Origin of the sequence: Kaistella sp. (genome assembly GCF_041824135.1) — a bacterium.
Lineage (GTDB): Bacteria > Bacteroidota > Bacteroidia > Flavobacteriales > Weeksellaceae > Kaistella.
Genome location: NZ_JBGZYM010000089.1, coordinates 20,960 through 38,536, shown reverse-complemented (window position 1 = coordinate 38,536; position 17,577 = coordinate 20,960). Strand labels below are relative to the sequence as shown.

Genomic DNA, 17,577 nt, shown 5'->3' with positions numbered 1-17,577 from the left:
CTTAACGATTTCTTTCCTAATAATATATTAGTTCAGTTTGTTTAACATTGCTGTTAGACTAGTTTTATTTAAACTCGGCACTCGAAAGTGCTCGGTTTTCTCTTTGTGATGTTTTTATCGTTTATGTCAATGATCTTATGTCTTTCTACTCCACTGATGAACAGATGTGTTTTTGGCTCCATCCGTAACTTTTAAATCAGTATCGTAAAACTGTGAATATATAGGTCTCGATCCTATCCAAATTTCCTAATCTCTTAGTCCATTCTGCCTCCTTTCGGCATCATTCTAATCTGTAATGTAAATATCTTCTATGCTCGCTTCCTTTCAGAAGCTTTTCGCTACATTACTGTAACCTGTTCCCGTTATATTGCTATAACTTGTGGAGAATAAGGGAGTCGAACCCTTGACCTCCTGCGTGCAAGGCAGGCGCTCTAGCCAACTGAGCTAATTCCCCGCTAGTGTTAGATTTTAGATGATAAATTTTAGATTTTAGATTAAATCCTTGCGGAGTCTATCTAACTTCTAGTATCTAACATCTATCTTCTATTTATTAGTAGTCTCGGGCAGGCTCGAACTGCCGACCTCTACATTATCAGTGTAGCGCTCTAACCAGCTGAGCTACGAGACTCTTTTATGAGTAATGGGTGATGAGTAATAAGTAATACTTGCATATTCTTCTACTCTCCTTCATCCTCAATCTCTTTCCCTGATTACTAATCCTAGTGGGTATGTTTTTTATAAATATCAACCAAATAAAGAAAATGCAAAGCTAACTTTGAGCAAGTGCTCTGGTACTTGCGTACCGTGTTGTTTGTTTATACTCTCCTAACGAAGAGTCTCAAAAATGAGATGTTCCAGCCGCACCTTCCGGTACGGCTACCTTGTTACGACTTAGCCCTAGTTACCTGTTTTACCCTAGGCAGCTCCTTTTACGGTCACCGACTTCAGGTACCCCAGACTTCCATGGCTTGACGGGCGGTGTGTACAAGGCCCGGGAACGTATTCACCGCGCCATGGCTGATGCGCGATTACTAGCGATTCCAGCTTCATAGAGTCGAGTTGCAGACTCCAATCCGAACTGAGACCGGCTTTCGAGATTTGCATCACATCGCTGTGTAGCTGCCCTCTGTACCGGCCATTGTATTACGTGTGTGGCCCAAGACGTAAGGGCCGTGATGATTTGACGTCATCCCCACCTTCCTCTCTACTTGCGTAGGCAGTCTCACTAGAGTCCTCAACTGAATGTTAGCAACTAGTGACAGGGGTTGCGCTCGTTGCAGGACTTAACCTAACACCTCACGGCACGAGCTGACGACAACCATGCAGCACCTTGAAAAATGTCCGAAGAAGGGTCTATTTCTAAACCTGTCATTTCCCATTTAAGTCTTGGTAAGGTTCCTCGCGTATCATCGAATTAAACCACATAATCCACCGCTTGTGCGGGCCCCCGTCAATTCCTTTGAGTTTCATTCTTGCGAACGTACTCCCCAGGTGGCTAACTTATCACTTTCGCTTGGTCTCTGAAGCTTGCGCCCCAAAAACGAGTTAGCATCGTTTACGGCGTGGACTACCAGGGTATCTAATCCTGTTCGCTCCCCACGCTTTCGTCCCTCAGCGTCAGTTAAATCATGGTAACCTGCCTTCGCAATTGGTGTTCTAAGTAATATCTATGCATTTCACCGCTACACTACTTATTCCAGCTACCTCTAATTTACTCAAGACCGACAGTATCAATGGCAGTTTCATAGTTAAGCTATGAGATTTCACCACTGACTTATCGGCCCGCCTGCGGACCCTTTAAACCCAATAAATCCGGATAACGCTTGCACCCTCCGTATTACCGCGGCTGCTGGCACGGAGTTAGCCGGTGCTTATTCGTATAGTACCTTCAGCTCTCTACACGTAGAGAGGTTTATCCCTATACAAAAGAAGTTTACAATCCGTAGGACCGTCATCCTTCACGCGGGATGGCTGGATCAGGCTCTCACCCATTGTCCAATATTCCTCACTGCTGCCTCCCGTAGGAGTCTGGTCCGTGTCTCAGTACCAGTGTGGGGGATCTCCCTCTCAGGACCCCTAAAGATCAATGACTTGGTGAGCCGTTACCTCACCAACTATCTAATCTTGCGCGTGCCCATCTCTATCCACCGGAGTTTTCAATATTAAATGATGCCATCTAATATATTATGGAGTATTAATCTTCCTTTCGAAAGGCTATCCTCCTGATAAAGGTAGGTTGCACACGTGTTACGCACCCGTACGCCGCTCTCTCTATTCCGAAGAATAAATACCGCTCGGCTTGCATGTGTTAGGCCTCCCGCTAGCGTTCATCCTGAGCCAGGATCAAACTCTCCATTGTATGTTTGTCTGACTCACTCAAAGTTATTGACGCTTTGCTTTTCCTTAATTTTTTGGTTGTTATTTGTATGTCAATGATCTCTATTCTTCTCGCTTTATTTCCAAAGACTAATCTGTCATTGTCTTCGAATTGCGAGTGCAAAAGTATAAACTTATTTCTAATTGACCAAATGTTTTTTAAGTTTATTTTAAAAGTTTTTTAACTCCTAAAATATCCATCTCCAATCATTCAATCTGCTCTACTTCGCTGCCCTCTCTCTCGATTTGGGATTGCAAAGATAAGAAGTTTATTTGATCCCACAAGAATTAATTTCTACCAAATTAAAAAAACTTACGCCTCTCAATTTTGATGCTCTTAGTTCCTCCTGGTCTTCTGCGCTACTCCTTTTTTAGAGTGGTGCAAATGTAAGCCTACTTGAAACATCTCGCAATGTTTTTTTGATAAAATTCAAACAAGTGTATAAAAAAGAATCCATTGCGTTGATTGACAAATAATTGCACATCATCTAAAGTTATCAACATTATCTGGAGTGGGTGATTTCAAACAATTTTACGAATCGAAATCCTTAATCTGCGGTAGGGATCGCAGTGGAAATCCCACAGCAAGCGATGGGTTTTAGCTCAGGCGCGAGGAATTGCAGCGAAGAGCCTGACCCGAGGTGTGGGAAAATTATGCAACATTTTTATAAGCGATGGCAAGGGAACCGCCCTAATAAAAAAATAACTACCAAGTTTATCTCGTCTTAAACAAAACACTTTATATCTAAGAAATTTTTAAACGAAAAAAATCCCACTCTTTCGAATGGGATTTGGATATCATAAAATTAAATATTACTTATTTAACTGATTGTTAAGATTAATTGCGTCCTGATAAGAAGGATTTAACATGACCGACTTGCTTACATAATCTTTTGCTTTCGCAGGATTGCTGTCCTTATCTAAGTATGCAACCGCAAAATAAGCGTAAGATAAGATCTCTTTGCTGCTTTCTACCTCTTCAGGTTTTACAGTAGCGATGTATTTTTCGTAAGCAATCTTTGCCAACTCATTGTTACCCGCCTGTTGTTGAGAGTAACCCTGGCTATAGTAAGCAGGTGCCCAATCTGGTAACAATCCGCTCATTTTTTGCCAAGAATGAATTGCTCCATTCCAATTTTTAACTTCCTGGTAAGCGTTGGCTAATTTAAACAAGGCATCGGTATCCTGAGGATTTTTAGCAACTGTTTTCTTTAGTGCTTCGATTTCTGGACTTGTTTCACCCGCATCCACAGATGCCTGGTTCACTCCACCGCCACCTTTGATCTTCACTAACTCTTCGTCCCAATTCATGGTTTCGTCTTTAGCTGCTTTCGCAACTGCGATTTTTTGCTGAGACTCTGTAAGTAAAGCTGCTTTCTTCACCGCATCTGTTTCCTTTTGCGCTAAACCAGCCGCGATAAGTCCTATCAAACCTTGGTCAGATGCAAGAACTCTGCTCTTCTCTGCTTTTGCTAAGAAGGAATCAATACTTGTTTTAGCTGCGGCATAATCACCATCTGCATATTGTAAATAAGCTCTTAATTTAAATTTAATTGGATCATCAACTTTGTCAAATACCTTATCTAAATACATTTTAGAGTTTCCATAATCGTCATTGGTAAAGAAGAGTTTAGAAATTTCTAACTGGGTATCTGGATCTTCATCAGCATATTTTGCGTAGTTTATTAAATCTTGTGTAGCTAAAGCATTTTGCTGATATCTAATGTCGTAACCAGCTTTTGCTTTATAAGCAGGAGCGTAGGTTGGATCGAAGGCAATGGCTTTATCAATATTTTCTTTTGCCGGTTTCCATTGTTGTGCTTGCATCCAAAGGGTTCCGATTCTGGTAAATACCGATGCTTTGTTTTTTGCACTTGGTAATGCTTTCTCATAAGCGGTCATCGCAGAACCAGCAACTTGCGGACTATTTGTTAATTTCAAACGATAAGCATCACCCAACGTGTAATAGTAGTGAGCTGGAGTTCCGTTCTTAGCAGATTTCTCTGCAGCTTTATTTAAATAATCAATTGCCAAATCAGCATTTGCTGCGCCACCAAATAAAGTCAAAGCTTCTGCAGCTCTATAAAGCACTTCCGCATCTTTCTCTCTTGAATCCTTAACAATACTCTGAATTTCAGCGATTGCTGATTTTTCGCCTTTTCCTAATTTCACAGATGCAAGACCTATTTTATTAAGATTGCTTTTTTTATCTAATGCTAAACCTTTATTGAAATCTTCTTGTGCTTTGTCAAAGTTAGGCTCAAACTGCGTTAAATAAGAATTACCTAAATAGAAATAATTCTCTGCGCTTGGAGATTTTGTAACCATTTCGGTAAATACTTGTCTCGCCTGTGCATATTTATGACTATCTGCACTGTTAATACCTTCCTGTAATGTCTGACCAAAAGCAAAATTTGTAAAAAATCCTACTGAAACCCCGAAGGCAATCTTCTTCGTTAAACTCATTATATCTTTCATTTTATAATTTTTAATTTATTAAAATAACTTTACACTACGATAGCACCCAATTATTATACCAAAATTGGTGTTCGTTTTCCAAAGCACTATTATTCTTATAATTAGCGCATTTGAACTTCTCTCTTGAAAATGTTGTAAGGTTGCAAACCTTCTTTTGAAACTACAATCTGACCCAATTGTGTGCAAGAAAACCGAATAAACCCATTTCCTAAGCCGAAGTACTTCTCATTTGTAAGAAAATACAAAACACGCGAAAAAGGATAAGACATATTCGCTAAGTTTTCTACGCGAGGCTCATACGCTTTATTGTCTTTGATCACTTTTAAAATCTTAACAGAATTTCGCAATAACTCAGATTCTGGATCATAAGGGCGACTAATCGTATTTAAAGCAATTGCACCGATCTTTTCTGGAAATTTATTTAATTGCTCCACGATGTTTTTGTTTCCATTGATAATAGAAAACTGCAACTTATCTGGTGTAGTGCTTAAATTCTGCGCTACGAAATTGAGATTACTTGAATTGGTACCGTCAAAAATAATATTTTTTGTGCTACCAGTCAACTCTTTTCTAATTTCTTCTACGCTGATTGATTCTCGGGGTGAATCTTTGGGAACGATAAAAACAACTGCATCGGCTGCAAACTTTGCAGGCAACCAATCTAAGTTTGTTTCCTTCTTGTAGGCTTCTTTCTCGCTGGGTGTTAAATCTCTCGACATCACGATTACCCTTGTTTTACCTTTTAGCAAATCTAAGAACGCGAAATCTTCCTTTTTAATTTCAAGGTTAATTTTAGTCCCAGGATACAGTGCCATGTAACGATCAGTGAGTGCTTCTGAAACACTGGCAAAAGACTCATCCACTTCCATGGTGATCTCTCCTTGCTGTGGACTATCGATTAAACGAACCTCTTTCTTTTTGCATGATACCATCAGTGCAAAAAAACTTATCATTAATAATATACTATTCTTCATTCCGCTGTTCTCTGATTCTATAGATTGCACGTACGATTCTAAAAGCTCCATAAAGAATAAACAAGCCGCCTAAAGGATAAGCAACATTGGGTTCTAAAAAGATGACGAAAAATTTATAAATAATTACCACTATTCCTAACAACAGATAGAAAAACCCTGCAACTACTGAAAGCCAATTAAATATCATATCCACAAAACTACAAAAAAAATAAAAAAGAGAAGCTTTCACTTCTCTTCCTTATTAATTTTAATTAAAATTATTATTCGAATTGCATTGTTAATGGCAATCTGTAACGGTATCTGACCGCTTGACCATTAATTTTTGCAGGAGACCATTTGTTTTTAACGGACTTCACTGTTCTAATTGCTTCTGCATTAAATCCTTTGTTAGGACCATCAGCTTTTACATCAGTAATCGAACCATCACGTTCAACAACGAAAGTAATTGTTGTTTTAACAACACCTTCATCTCCATCCATCACTCCGGTATCAAAGTTATTAGAAACGCTGCTTCTAAATTTGTTGATTCCTCCAGGAAATTCTGCTAACTGCTCAACTTCCGTGTAAACCTGAGTTTCTGAAACTTGTGGTTTTACTTCTACCGATTGTACTTTCCCTGTAGAAGGCGGCGGCGGCGGCGGTGCATATGCTGGAGCTTTCACTCCTTCCTGAGCCACAACTCCAGTTGTTGTTTTCAACTGTTCTGAAATTGGCGGCGGTGGAGTTTCTACCTTCGGTGCTTTCACCGGTTCCGGCACTACGTTTTGAATCACCTCAATTTTTGGTTCTTCTTTTGGTGGCGGCGGTGGTGGAGGTGGTTCATCTTTCGGTTGCTCAATAATTTGATCCTGTTCCGGAAGAATGTCAATCAAGTTGGCATTAACTTCAGTTGTCTCTTTCGCCTGCATTTGTTTAATTTTCATTATCACAAATGGGGTAATCGCGGCAATACAGAATAAAACTGTCCCAAGGATGAAAGCTTTGGTTAACATGGATCTATAAGAAGTTCTTAGATCATAGGCACCATAAGCTTTATTTCTATTTTCAAATACAATCTCATCCAAACCTGGACTACTATTGTAAGTGTTTTCATCTGCCATTATTCTTTCTTTTAAATATTAAAAGTATTATTCTAGTTGGTAGCTGGTGTTGCTGCACTTGGTGCTTCTCCTACCTTTTTCTCATAAACTGCAACTTCCCAAGACTTAACATCGGTAATACCGTATATCTCATTTTTGGTAATTGCCATTTCATCTAGAATATCTACGAAATTTTTATATACTGCATCGTCAGTTGGCTTGATAATAACCGTAAACTTGGTTTGATCTTTTGCTCTGGCTTTTGCTTGCTCGATTACTTTAGTAATCCCATTTCTATCAAAGGTAGTTTCCTTAAGAGTAGCTTCTGTAAGTTCCTCTCTTGGTAACTGGTGATAGAAAATTCTATTGTCTTTCCCTATAATTAGTGAAATTGAATTGGTTAAATCAATCTCTGTATCTGGTGGTTTCTGGTTTTCTTTCGGTTTTGCCGGAAGTCCTAAATCCATCACATTCGGTTTGTTAAAAGTAGTCACTAACATAAAGAATGTGATCAAAAGGAAAGCCAAATCCACCATTGGTGTAAGGTCAACGTGAGGTACCGATTTTTTCGATCGAACCTTACCGCCTTTCCCGCCTTTGTCTTGTACTTGTACGTCTGCCATTTCTTATATTATTGTGCCGTTTCTTGACTTGTTATTAACCAGAATTTCAAGAAATCCATATCTCTTAACCCTTCAAATAAAGATTTAACTTTCGGATACTTTGTATTTACGTCTCCCTTGATTGCTAATTTGTAATCAGGATTTACGGCTAAACTTTGTTTTACCCATTCTGTTAATTGTGTATTTGTACTATCCATTGGGATTCCCGTTTTGCTTTTGTAAGCTTTTCGGTCTTCATCCGAGAGATCCAAGAATCCTTTTAATTGATTCATCGGAACTCCAATTGACTGAACAGTGGCAAAAGCTGCCTTTTCTTTATCAGTAAATGTCATACCATACTTCTCTCCCATGTTATTCAGAAGAGCCATACGCTCGGTTCCGTTTTCAACTGGTGTAAAATAGAATCTTCCGTCGGTAGTACTAAGAATAGTCATAAGACTACCGTCAGGAAGAAGCTTTTCAGATATAGAAGATGGCGTAGTTATCGTCTCGATATCAGGTTTTGCAAACTGAGCCGTGAGGATAAAAAACGTAAGGAGTAGAAACGATACATCGGTCATGGCCGTCATATCTACTCGTATATTATGTCTTTTTGGTTTGACTCTCGCCATTGTAAATTATTTTTTATTAAACTTCTGTTTTTTGAGATCTTAAATTAAGACCTCCAATCGGGCAGTAATTCTTAGTGGAATTCTGCGAACGACTGCTGGATTGACATTGCGATCTCGTCAATTTTGAACGTTAATCCGTCAATCTTAGAAGTAAAATAGTTGTAGAAAATAATTGCAACTGCAGAAGTACCAATACCTAAAGCCGTGTTGATCAATGCCTCAGAAATACCGATTGACAATGCAGCTGAATCTGGTGTTCCACCTCCTGAACCTAGTGCGTGGAAAGCTTTAATCATCCCAATTACCGTTCCTAATAGTGCAACCAATGTAGCTACAGTACCTAAGGTAGATAGAATCATCATATTTTTCTCTAGCATTGGCATTTCTAATGTTGTAGCTTCTTCAATTGATTTGTTAAGTGCAACCATTTTTTGCTCTTTATTCATAGTAGTGTCATGAGACAATGCTTTGTAAGTGGTTAATCCCTCTTTCACAACATTCCCTACAGAACCTTGCTGTCTGTCGCACTCTTCTAATGCCTCATCAACTTTGTTTTGGCTAAGCAATCTTCTTACTGATAATACGAAGTTGTCAACGTTTCCTGCTCCTGCAGCTTTCTTAAGAACTAAAGCACGCTCGATTGAGAAAACGATTACGATAATCATAAATGAAATAAGAATTGGAACGATTGGTCCACCCATGTAGATAATTCCCATAAAGCCTTCTGGTGAAATTTCTTTAATTTCTACATCTGATAATGCTACCGATGCACCAGTTAACCTAGGATCTGGTTTGAAGTTACCTGGACTTCCTAAAACAAAATAATAGATTAAATACCCTATCACCAAAAGAATAGGCAGTATTAAGGCAGGATTTAAACCTCCTAATTTTTTAGCAACTACTTGCTCCTCGTTGTTTGAAACATTCATTTCCATACTAAACTAAATTATAATTGTTATTTTAAATTTTCGATTTGTAAAATAAAGTTAAAATATTTAATAATGCAAGTCCTTAAGAGTCATTAAAAATAAATTTTAGCAATCTTAAGATTCATTAACATTGAATTATCAATAATAAATGAATTAAATAATGGTGATAATTTTCGATTTTAAAAATACCTTTAAAAAATCACAAAAATTATGTCCTATTTTTTATGACTGCACCATCAATATTATTTCAACTATTTATTTTCAGAGAACAATATTAATTATTTTTTTCGGGACTATTATCACCTTTTTAGGATAATTTCCCTGTAATTGTTCCTTTGTCCGGTTATCAGCTAATGCGATTTCCTGAATTTCTGGTACAGATAAGCTGGCAGACAAACTTAATTTAAACCTCATCTTTCCGTTAAAACTTACAGGATAATCAAATTCATCTTCTACCAAATACTTTTCTTCAAAGGCAGGGAAAGGTGCAAATTCGATCGAATCAGCATGACCTAATTTGCTCCAAAGTTCTTCTGCAATATGTGGTGCGTACGGCGAAACGATAATTGCTAAAGGCTCTAAGATCGCTCTCTTGTTTGTCTTCAGTTTTTGCAACTCGTTTACGGCAATCATAAACTGTGATACCGAAGTGTTGAAAGAGAAATGATCAATATCAAACACTACTTTTTTAATTAAAGTATGCAGGATCTTGTACTCTTGTTTGGTTGGTTCGTCTTCAGAAACTTCGAAATCATCTCCATTATAATAAAGATTATAGAACTTTTTTAAGAAGCCATAAACTCCACTTAGACCTTGCGTATTCCACGGTTTTGATTGTTCTAAAGGCCCAAGGAACATTTCATACAACCGTAAACAGTCAGCTCCGAACTCATCACAAATATCATCAGGATTTACGACATTATATTTTGATTTGGACATTTTTTCGACTTCGCGCTCGGTAATATATTTTCCGTCTTCTAATATAAATTCAGCATCTGCGTATTCGGCACGCCAACTTTTGAATTTATCAGTATCGAGTTCATCAGTTCCGCCTTTTAATAAAAAAACATCAACATGGATTTTTTGAAAAGAGTGAAGATAAGCGTTAGCATTAAGATCAATTCCTTGATATCCCTTTGAACTGGCGAATTTATCTAATGATAACATCGTAGAATATAACATTTGCTCATCAGCCGATAGGTTTTCATTTGCAATTCCTCTTTGCTTAATATCCAATAAGCTTGCCCAATTTCTATCAAATAAATCTTTGATGTTTTTACTTATAAAAACACCTGAATCAGCAATGCTAATTGTACCTGAGCCATCTTCTAAAATAAATAAAGGATTATATTTTAAAACAAAAGCACTCATTCCCAAAATCATTCCCTGGTTAATGAGTTTTTTAAAAGGTTCATCATGGTTAATGTAACCTCGGTCTTTCATAAACATATTCCAGAAACGGGAATAGAGTAAATGTCCGGTTGCGTGCTCACTTCCGCCAATATAGAGATCAATCTGTCCCCAATAATCGGAAAGATTTTTATCAGTGAAAACTTCCTCGTTATTCGGATCCATATATCTTAAGAAATACCAAGAACTTCCTGCCCAGCCAGGCATGGTCGATAATTCTAAAGGAAATATAGTTTCATTATTAATTAAATCGGTAGAAACTACTTTCTGATTCGCTTCATCCCAACCAAATGTTTTTGCGTTTCCTAAAGGTGGATCGCCATCTTCAGTGGGAAGATACTTTTCAACTTCCGGCAATTCCAAAGGTAAAGCAGAAATCGGCAAAGTGTACGGCATTCCTTCTTTATAATAAACTGGAACGGGCTCACCCCAATATCTTTGACGGGAGAAGATAGCATCTCGCTGTCTGTAATTGGTGGTGCCGTGACCGATATTTTTCTTTTCAATTTCGCCAATAATTAAAATTTTGGCGTCGTCATATTTCAAACCATTTAAAAATTCTGAATTCACGCAAACCGAATCCTTAGAATCAAAAGACTCTTCCTGAATGTCGTTATCGTTTTCAATAACATTTACAATGGTTAAATCAAATTTCTTGGCAAAACGATGATCGCGTTCATCATGTGCAGGAACAGCCATAACAGCGCCAGTTCCATAACCCATCAACACATAATCAGAAATATAAATTGGCATTTCCTGATTGGTAAATGGATTCAAAGCATACGATCCAGTGAACGCACCGCTCACGTTTTTCACGTCTGCCATACGGTCACGCTCCGTTTTCTTCGACGTTTGTTCAATGTAATTTTCAACTTCTTCTTTCTGACCTTCAATCGTTAAAGTTTTAACCATAGGATTCTCTGGAGCTAAAACCATAAAGGTTGCACCAAAAATTGTGTCTGGACGCGTGGTGAATACGGAGATCTTTTCCTCAGAATCTTCAACATCAAAAGTCACCAAGGCTCCCTGAGATTTTCCGATCCAATATTCTTGCGCATCTTTCAACGGTTGTGGCCAATCTAAATTGTTTAGGCCTTGCAACAATCTTTCAGAATATGCGGTAATACGCATGCTCCACTGCATCATTTTCTTTTGAAAAACCGGATAATTACCTCTTTCAGATTTACCATCTTTTACTTCATCATTCGCCAAAACAGTTCCTAAACCTGGACACCAGTTTACAGTAGTTTCTGCACGATAAGCCAAACGGTAGTTTAACAGAATATCCTGCTGATCTAACTCAGAAGCACCTTTCCATTCTTCCGCGGTGAAATTTAAGGCATCGTTTTGAACCGCTGATAAACCTTGAGTTCCGTGATCTTCAAAATGAAGAATTAATTCTTTAATATCTTCCGCTTTATCTGTTGATTGATTATACCACGAATTAAAAAGCTGAATGAAAATCCATTGCGTCCATTTATAATAAGAAGCATCAGATGTTCGTACTTCCCTACTCCAGTCAAATGAAAAGCCGATCCTACGCATTTGCTGTTCATAGCGCGTGATGTTTTCCTCAGTTGTCACCGCAGGATGTTGTCCTGTTTGAATCGCATATTGTTCCGCCGGAAGACCAAATGAGTCATAGCCAATTGGGTGTAAAACATTAAATCCCTGATGTCTTTTATATCTCGCATAAATATCTGAAGCGATATAACCAAGCGGATGACCAACGTGCAAACCCGCTCCCGAAGGATAAGGAAACATATCCAAAACGTAATATTTGGGTTTATCGGTTGTATTATCAGTTTTGTAGGTTTGATTTTCTTGCCAGAAATTCTGCCACTTTTTTTCGATGGATTGATGGTCGTAAAACATTTCTTAAATTTATAAGTCACAAATTTAAGGTTTTGAAATCAAAAAATCCTCACCGATGAAGGTGAGGAATATTTAATTTAAAACAGAGAATTTAGTTTGCCACTTTCGTTGCCGAAATCTCTACCCTATTGGTACTGTCAGGATTACTTTTATCCACATAGTACACAACCATATTGGTACTGGTTAACATTGTGACCGCGCCATCCATTTTATTCCCATTGGTTGTAATCGAAAAATCTTTTGTTCCAGGATTATAACTGTAGGTCATGTCTAAATCAAACAGTAACGAACAAGTTCCATTGACATTATCATAGTAGTTAATCTTTCCAGAAGTATCTGTCGTAAACATTATTCTACCTTTTTGTTGACATGCATCGGTAACCACTGTGGTTGAAGTAGAGGTTCCGCCTGAAGTTGTAGTAGATACAATTTTATCTGGACGCCAATTTCCAGTGAGCGTTAACTGTTCCGATTCGTTGTCATTATCGCTTCGGCAACTCGTTAATACTGCCAAACCTAGAGCTGCGCTTATTACCAATAACTTTTTCATAATTTTTAAATTTATGTTATACATTGCATAGTACACAAACTTTGTACCGTTTAAATTTTAGTAATTGTTTAAGATTCAATTATCTTTGCTTTGAAATACTGTATCCTATGCCCGAAGTCTCTATTATCACGCCTTGTTTTAATTCTTCAAAATTTTTAAAAGAAACGATTCAGTCTGTAATGGCTCAAACGTTTACCGATTGGGAATGGTTAATTACCGATGACTGCTCTTCTGATGACTCGGTTGAAATAATTCAAAAAATTAATGATCCCAGAATTGTATTGACGCTGTCCGAAAAAAACGGAGGTGCCGGTCACGCTCGCAATCTATCTTTAGAAAAAGCACAGGGGAAATACATTACTTTTTTAGATGCTGACGATTTTTGGGAATCCAATTTTTTGGATGAAATGGTTTCTTTTATGAAAAAAGAAAAAGCAGAACTCGCTTATTCTAATTATGCGAGATGCGATGAAAACTTAAATCCGACAATCGCAGATTTTCAGGCAGACAAAGAGGTGAATTTTGATAACTTACTGAAGACCTGTCGTTTATCATTATTAAGTTCTATGTATGATTCTGAAAGAGTAGGCAAAGAATATTTTCCGGCCGGTAGCAAACGGGAAGATCATGTGATGTGGCTTAATTTATTAAAGAAAATTCCGGTTGGGAAACCACTCAATAAAACCATGGCAAAATACAGAATGCATGCGAGCAGCATTTCCAGAAAAAAAACGAATATTATGAAAGACCAATATTTGGTTTACAAAGATTATATGCATTTCTCTACTTTTAAATCTTGGTATTACACCGCTAACTGGGCTTTGAATGGATTTATGAAATACTCTAAACTATTTAATTAATGGAATATTCAAAAGAATTTAAAGAGGCAATTTCTAATTTTACGTCTCAGGAAAAAGATAAACTAATTATTCGTTTGCTTAAAAAAGATCGGATTTTATCGCATCGACTTTATTTCGAATTGATCGATCCAGAAACAGCAGATGACAAGCGAAATCAGCTGGAAACAATAATTAAAGAAGAAGTTGCAGCGGTTGCCAAAAAGTATGGTCGAACGAAATATTTCTTACCCGGCATTCGACGAATAAGTGCAAAAATCACAGAACATGTAAAAATTACCACTGATAAATTTGGAGAAGTTTCTTTGGCACTTTTGCTGGTAAGTGAAACTTTTAAAAATCAACCTAAATTGGGTGACCATTATAAACTGCATATTTATCTTCTGAACAAAATCTTCCGCTCATTGGTTTTAACTAAAAAATTAGATACAGATTATTTCTTGGATTTAAGAGAAATTTTTGAAACTGTTCAAAAACAAATCACCGACAATAAAGTTTTAGAAGAACTTTCGCTACACAACGGATTATTCCTAAGTTGGCTTGAACCTTACAATATTCCCGACGATATTGATCAAATACTGAAAGCTATTAAAGCTGATGGATTGTTAAAATAGGGATTTCAGATAACTGAAATAATCTTATTAAATAGGCATCAGGAAACTCTAAGACAATTGTTTTTGCACAATTTGATCCACAATAATTTGAGAAGCTATCGGTTGACTTTCAATAAACTGCATTGCATTATCTCCCATTTTTTGTAAAGAAGCATCATTATTCAGTAAGGCTAAAAGATAAGGCGCCGCAAAAAATTCATCTTCAAAAGATTTACCACCATTTCTGGCAATGAGTTCATCAGCTTCAGGATTTTTGGTGTATTGATCTCCGAAGAAAACAGGAATTCCGAAAGTTGCTGCTTCGAGAATATTGTGCAAACCTTTGGAATGAAAACCCCCACCGACCACGGCTAAATCTCCGTAAGAATACAATTTCGAAAGCAAACCAATGCAATCAATAATCAGCACTTTAACATTTAAATATTTTAAAGATTGTTTGTCTGTAATTTGGGAATAAAGAATTGCAGCAGGGAATATGGTCTTCAAATGCTCTACCCTTTTTAAATCGTGCGGAGCGATAATGATCTTAACATCTCTGTTTTTTGCAGCGATCATCTCTGCCAAACGCTCTTCTGCTTCCCACGAACTTCCGAAAATGATGACTTTACAATCCTGCTTAAACTCCTCAATAAAATCTACCGAATTATCTCTGGATCTGAGTTTTCGTACTCTATCGTAGCGCGTATCTCCAGTGGTCATGGAGTTTTTCAAGCCAATTCCTTTCGCTAAAGCTGTAGAATGTTTGGTTTGATGAAAGAAGAAATCTACATTCTTTTTCAATTGCTTTACAAACCAACGTCCATAAGCTTTAAAGAAAACCTGTGTTTCATAAAACAAGGCTGATACCACATAAATTTTCGTTCCCTGCGTTTTTAACTCTTCTAAAAGATGATACCAATAATCGTATTTAACCGTGAAGAAAATATCCGTTTTAAAGTTACACGTAAATTCTTTTACCCATTTTTCAGTATCAAATGGAAGATAGCAGATAACATCGGCAATCGTATTTTTTTTAATCACATTATCGTAACCCGACGGCGAGAAAAAAGTAACTAAAATTTTGTACGCTGGATATTGATCTTTCAGTTTTTCTAAGACCGGAAGTCCTTGTTCATATTCACCCAAACTTGCAGCATGCATCCAAATCACTTTATCTTCAGTTGAAAACTTTCCTTTGACCAAGTCACAACTTTGCCGTCTTCCAGCCAAGCCTTTCTTCAATTTATAATTAAAAACAGCGCCGACTCTCATTCCTGAAATCAGCAAACGGATGAAAAGATTATAGAAAAACATTAATTAAGAGGATTTTGAGAAACACTTCTCTTCGAAATCATATAGGAATAAATCATCATTGCGATGACGCCCAGAAAAAGAACAACTATTAAATAATTAGTGACCGGACTAACCGCATCATATTTTCCTAAACCAACCGCAATACTTTCGTAGGTAATAACGGTTAAGATCAACATAATGATCAAATGAAATATACTCACAATTCGTTCGGCTTTCATCGTATTGTCTTTAATATTCTGAGGCATTTTTAACATGGGAGAATTAATATTCTTGGTCAGATAAAAAATTAATAAATAAATAAAAGTTGCTACTCCCGCTAAAAACCAGATCATAATTCGGGGTACGAAAAAATTAGGTTTTCCATCCCAGTCAAAGTGAATGGGAACAGAGAGCGGTAAATTCCGATAATTAATAAAAATATAATCCCAGATGAATATCAAAAGAACAAACGAAACAATCTTTAGGTAAAAGGGTAATTTTTTCATGATGATTCTAAATAAATACAAAGCCCTAAATTAGGGATTATATTTTTTTCAAAAAATACTGCGCAAGAATCGCAGTTTATGAGTGTGCTTATTCAGTTCTTTATTGAAAATTCCAGTGGAATCCAAAGAGTCAATTCTGACTTTTCCCGAAGCGTGAATGATTTCGTGATCAGCGAGCATCATTCCAACATGACAAATTCTTCCTTCTTCATCTTCAAAAAAAGCTAAATCGCCCGGTTTACTTTCTTCAACGAAGCTTAAAACTTCGCCAATTTCAGATTGTTGCTGCGCTTCTCTCGGTAATGTGATTCCGTGAGCTTTATAAATTAACTGTACGAATCCGCTGCAATCGATTCCGAAAAAACTTCGGCCACTCCACAAATAGGGAACATTTAGAAATTGCTTAGCCGTTGCTGACATAGTTTCCAGATTCAAAAAGACAGGATCGGTTTTTTCAGAATTCACTTCGCTTCCCATTGACAGTAAGATCGAACCTTGCGAGGTGTTGTACATTTGAACGGTATTCGCTACGAGTTCAGTTTTTCTTTCGGTAAAATAGTCGTCAGAAATTTCGACAATCTGCTGAGAATCGATCCACCCTTCATAACCATCGAAATGCATTTTAACTTTAACGAACTTTCCTTTGTTTTGAAGAATCTCAACCGTTTCTCCGTAAAGAAGTTGCGAAGTCATTTCTGACTGATGAGATTGTTCTGCACGAATTGCAGCCACCGAAACTGTACAAATTCCTTTGTTCATCGTCATTTCCAAAGTTTATTTTTTTCTGCTTAAATGAAGTCCGTCACGCAAAGGTAAAATAAGATTTTCGAAATCCTCATCTTTTGCAATCAGGTCGTTGAGTTCTTGGATGATTTGCGTGGATTTTTGCTTTGGATTTTCTTCTAAAACTTTTCCGTACCACAACACATTATCAAAAAGCACTACTGCTCCACTTTTAATTCTGGGTTTTATTAAATTAAAATATTCCACATAATTTTCCTTGTCGGCATCGATGAAGACGAAATCGAAAAACTCATTAGTTTCCTTTAAGAAAGCTTTTGCATCTTTCAATTGAAAATCAATCTGACCTGAATGTTCACTTTCCTTAAAATACTTTTTAGGCAGATAAGCCAGTTCTTCATTAATATCTAAAGTGGTTATTTTTCCTTCTGCTGATAAACCTTCCACTAAGCACAAAGTGGCATAACCTGTGAAAGTTCCAATCTCCAAAATATTTTTAGGATTGATCATTTTCGACAAAATCGCTAAAAGTCTTCCTTGCAGATAACCGGAAATCATGTGAGGCTGAGTTGTTTTTTGAAAAGTCTCTTTTCGTAATCTCTTCAAAATCTCTGGTTCCACCGACGTATGATTTTCTAAATAGCGATCCATTTCTGGACATTGTTCTTCGAAAAAACTCATG

General features: G+C 37.2%; 15 protein-coding genes, 2 tRNA genes and 1 rRNA gene. 2 read left to right on the top strand and 16 right to left on the bottom strand.

What is annotated here, in order from left to right; translation table 11 throughout:
* Window positions 1-380: 380 nt before the first annotated feature.
* From ACEYOS_RS11550 to ACEYOS_RS11495, 12 genes are all read right to left on the bottom strand, one after another.
* Window positions 381-454: transfer RNA gene (locus ACEYOS_RS11550), tRNA-Ala, on the bottom strand.
* Window positions 455-554: 100 nt separating this feature from the next.
* A tRNA-Ile gene (locus ACEYOS_RS11545) sits at window positions 555-628 on the bottom strand.
* A 214-nt stretch (window positions 629-842) separates the two neighbouring features.
* Window positions 843-2,359: ribosomal RNA gene (locus ACEYOS_RS11540) — 16S ribosomal RNA — on the bottom strand.
* Window positions 2,360-3,189: 830 nt separating this feature from the next.
* Window positions 3,190-4,854, bottom strand: a complete 1,665-nt coding sequence (locus ACEYOS_RS11535; protein WP_373747922.1) for a hypothetical protein — start codon at window positions 4,852-4,854, stop codon at window positions 3,190-3,192.
* A gap of 101 nt (window positions 4,855-4,955) precedes the next feature.
* The gene (locus ACEYOS_RS11530) at window positions 4,956-5,828 is read right to left on the bottom strand and encodes a PstS family phosphate ABC transporter substrate-binding protein (protein ID WP_373747921.1); all 873 of its coding nucleotides are present in this window, start codon (window positions 5,826-5,828) and stop codon (window positions 4,956-4,958) included.
* The gene (locus ACEYOS_RS11525) at window positions 5,818-6,015 is read right to left on the bottom strand and encodes a C4-dicarboxylate ABC transporter (protein ID WP_373747920.1); all 198 of its coding nucleotides are present in this window, start codon (window positions 6,013-6,015) and stop codon (window positions 5,818-5,820) included. Before ACEYOS_RS11525 ends, ACEYOS_RS11530 begins: the two co-directional genes overlap by 11 nt.
* A gap of 73 nt (window positions 6,016-6,088) precedes the next feature.
* Window positions 6,089-6,928 carry an energy transducer TonB gene (locus ACEYOS_RS11520; RefSeq protein WP_373708979.1) on the bottom strand — a complete coding sequence of 280 codons (840 nt, stop codon included), beginning with the start codon at window positions 6,926-6,928 and terminating at the stop codon, window positions 6,089-6,091.
* 32 nt (window positions 6,929-6,960) lie between these two features.
* Complete coding sequence (locus ACEYOS_RS11515) at window positions 6,961-7,530, bottom strand: ExbD/TolR family protein (protein WP_373708978.1); 570 nt, start codon at window positions 7,528-7,530, stop codon at window positions 6,961-6,963.
* A gap of 8 nt (window positions 7,531-7,538) precedes the next feature.
* Entirely contained in the window at window positions 7,539-8,141 is a 603-nt protein-coding gene (locus ACEYOS_RS11510) for an ExbD/TolR family protein (RefSeq protein WP_373708977.1), read from the bottom strand.
* Window positions 8,142-8,212: 71 nt separating this feature from the next.
* Window positions 8,213-9,076: a MotA/TolQ/ExbB proton channel family protein gene (locus tag ACEYOS_RS11505; protein WP_373708976.1), complete on the bottom strand. Its 864-nt coding sequence runs from the start codon at window positions 9,074-9,076 to the stop codon at window positions 8,213-8,215.
* Window positions 9,077-9,331: 255 nt separating this feature from the next.
* Window positions 9,332-12,355 (bottom strand): leucine--tRNA ligase, encoded by a 3,024-nt coding sequence (locus ACEYOS_RS11500; RefSeq protein ID WP_373708686.1) that lies wholly within the window; start codon window positions 12,353-12,355, stop codon window positions 9,332-9,334.
* Between the two features lie 91 nt (window positions 12,356-12,446).
* Complete coding sequence (locus ACEYOS_RS11495) at window positions 12,447-12,905, bottom strand: lipocalin family protein (RefSeq protein WP_373708685.1); 459 nt, start codon at window positions 12,903-12,905, stop codon at window positions 12,447-12,449.
* A 107-nt stretch (window positions 12,906-13,012) separates the two neighbouring features.
* Between ACEYOS_RS11495 and ACEYOS_RS11490 the strand changes: the two genes are divergently transcribed.
* On the top strand, window positions 13,013-13,765 hold the full coding sequence (locus ACEYOS_RS11490; protein ID WP_373708684.1) for a glycosyltransferase family 2 protein: 753 nt from the start codon (window positions 13,013-13,015) through the stop codon (window positions 13,763-13,765).
* The gene (locus tag ACEYOS_RS11485; protein WP_373708683.1) at window positions 13,765-14,376 is read left to right on the top strand and encodes a deoxyuridine 5'-triphosphate nucleotidohydrolase; all 612 of its coding nucleotides are present in this window, start codon (window positions 13,765-13,767) and stop codon (window positions 14,374-14,376) included. Before ACEYOS_RS11490 ends, ACEYOS_RS11485 begins: the two co-directional genes overlap by 1 nt.
* A gap of 48 nt (window positions 14,377-14,424) precedes the next feature.
* On the opposite strand, the gene ACEYOS_RS11480 is transcribed toward ACEYOS_RS11485, so the two are convergent.
* The 4 genes from ACEYOS_RS11480 to ACEYOS_RS11465 are packed head-to-tail and all read right to left on the bottom strand — an operon-like array spanning window position 14,425 to window position 17,576.
* Complete coding sequence (locus ACEYOS_RS11480) at window positions 14,425-15,669, bottom strand: 3-deoxy-D-manno-octulosonic acid transferase (protein ID WP_373708682.1); 1,245 nt, start codon at window positions 15,667-15,669, stop codon at window positions 14,425-14,427.
* Complete coding sequence (locus ACEYOS_RS11475; protein WP_373708681.1) at window positions 15,669-16,154, bottom strand: DUF1648 domain-containing protein; 486 nt, start codon at window positions 16,152-16,154, stop codon at window positions 15,669-15,671. The genes ACEYOS_RS11480 and ACEYOS_RS11475 overlap by 1 nt, the downstream gene beginning before the upstream one ends.
* 48 nt (window positions 16,155-16,202) lie before the next feature.
* Complete coding sequence (locus ACEYOS_RS11470) at window positions 16,203-16,913, bottom strand: NlpC/P60 family protein (RefSeq protein WP_373708688.1); 711 nt, start codon at window positions 16,911-16,913, stop codon at window positions 16,203-16,205.
* A gap of 15 nt (window positions 16,914-16,928) precedes the next feature.
* Entirely contained in the window at window positions 16,929-17,576 is a 648-nt protein-coding gene (locus tag ACEYOS_RS11465) for an O-methyltransferase (RefSeq protein ID WP_373708680.1), read from the bottom strand.
* Window position 17,577: the final 1 nt, after the last annotated feature.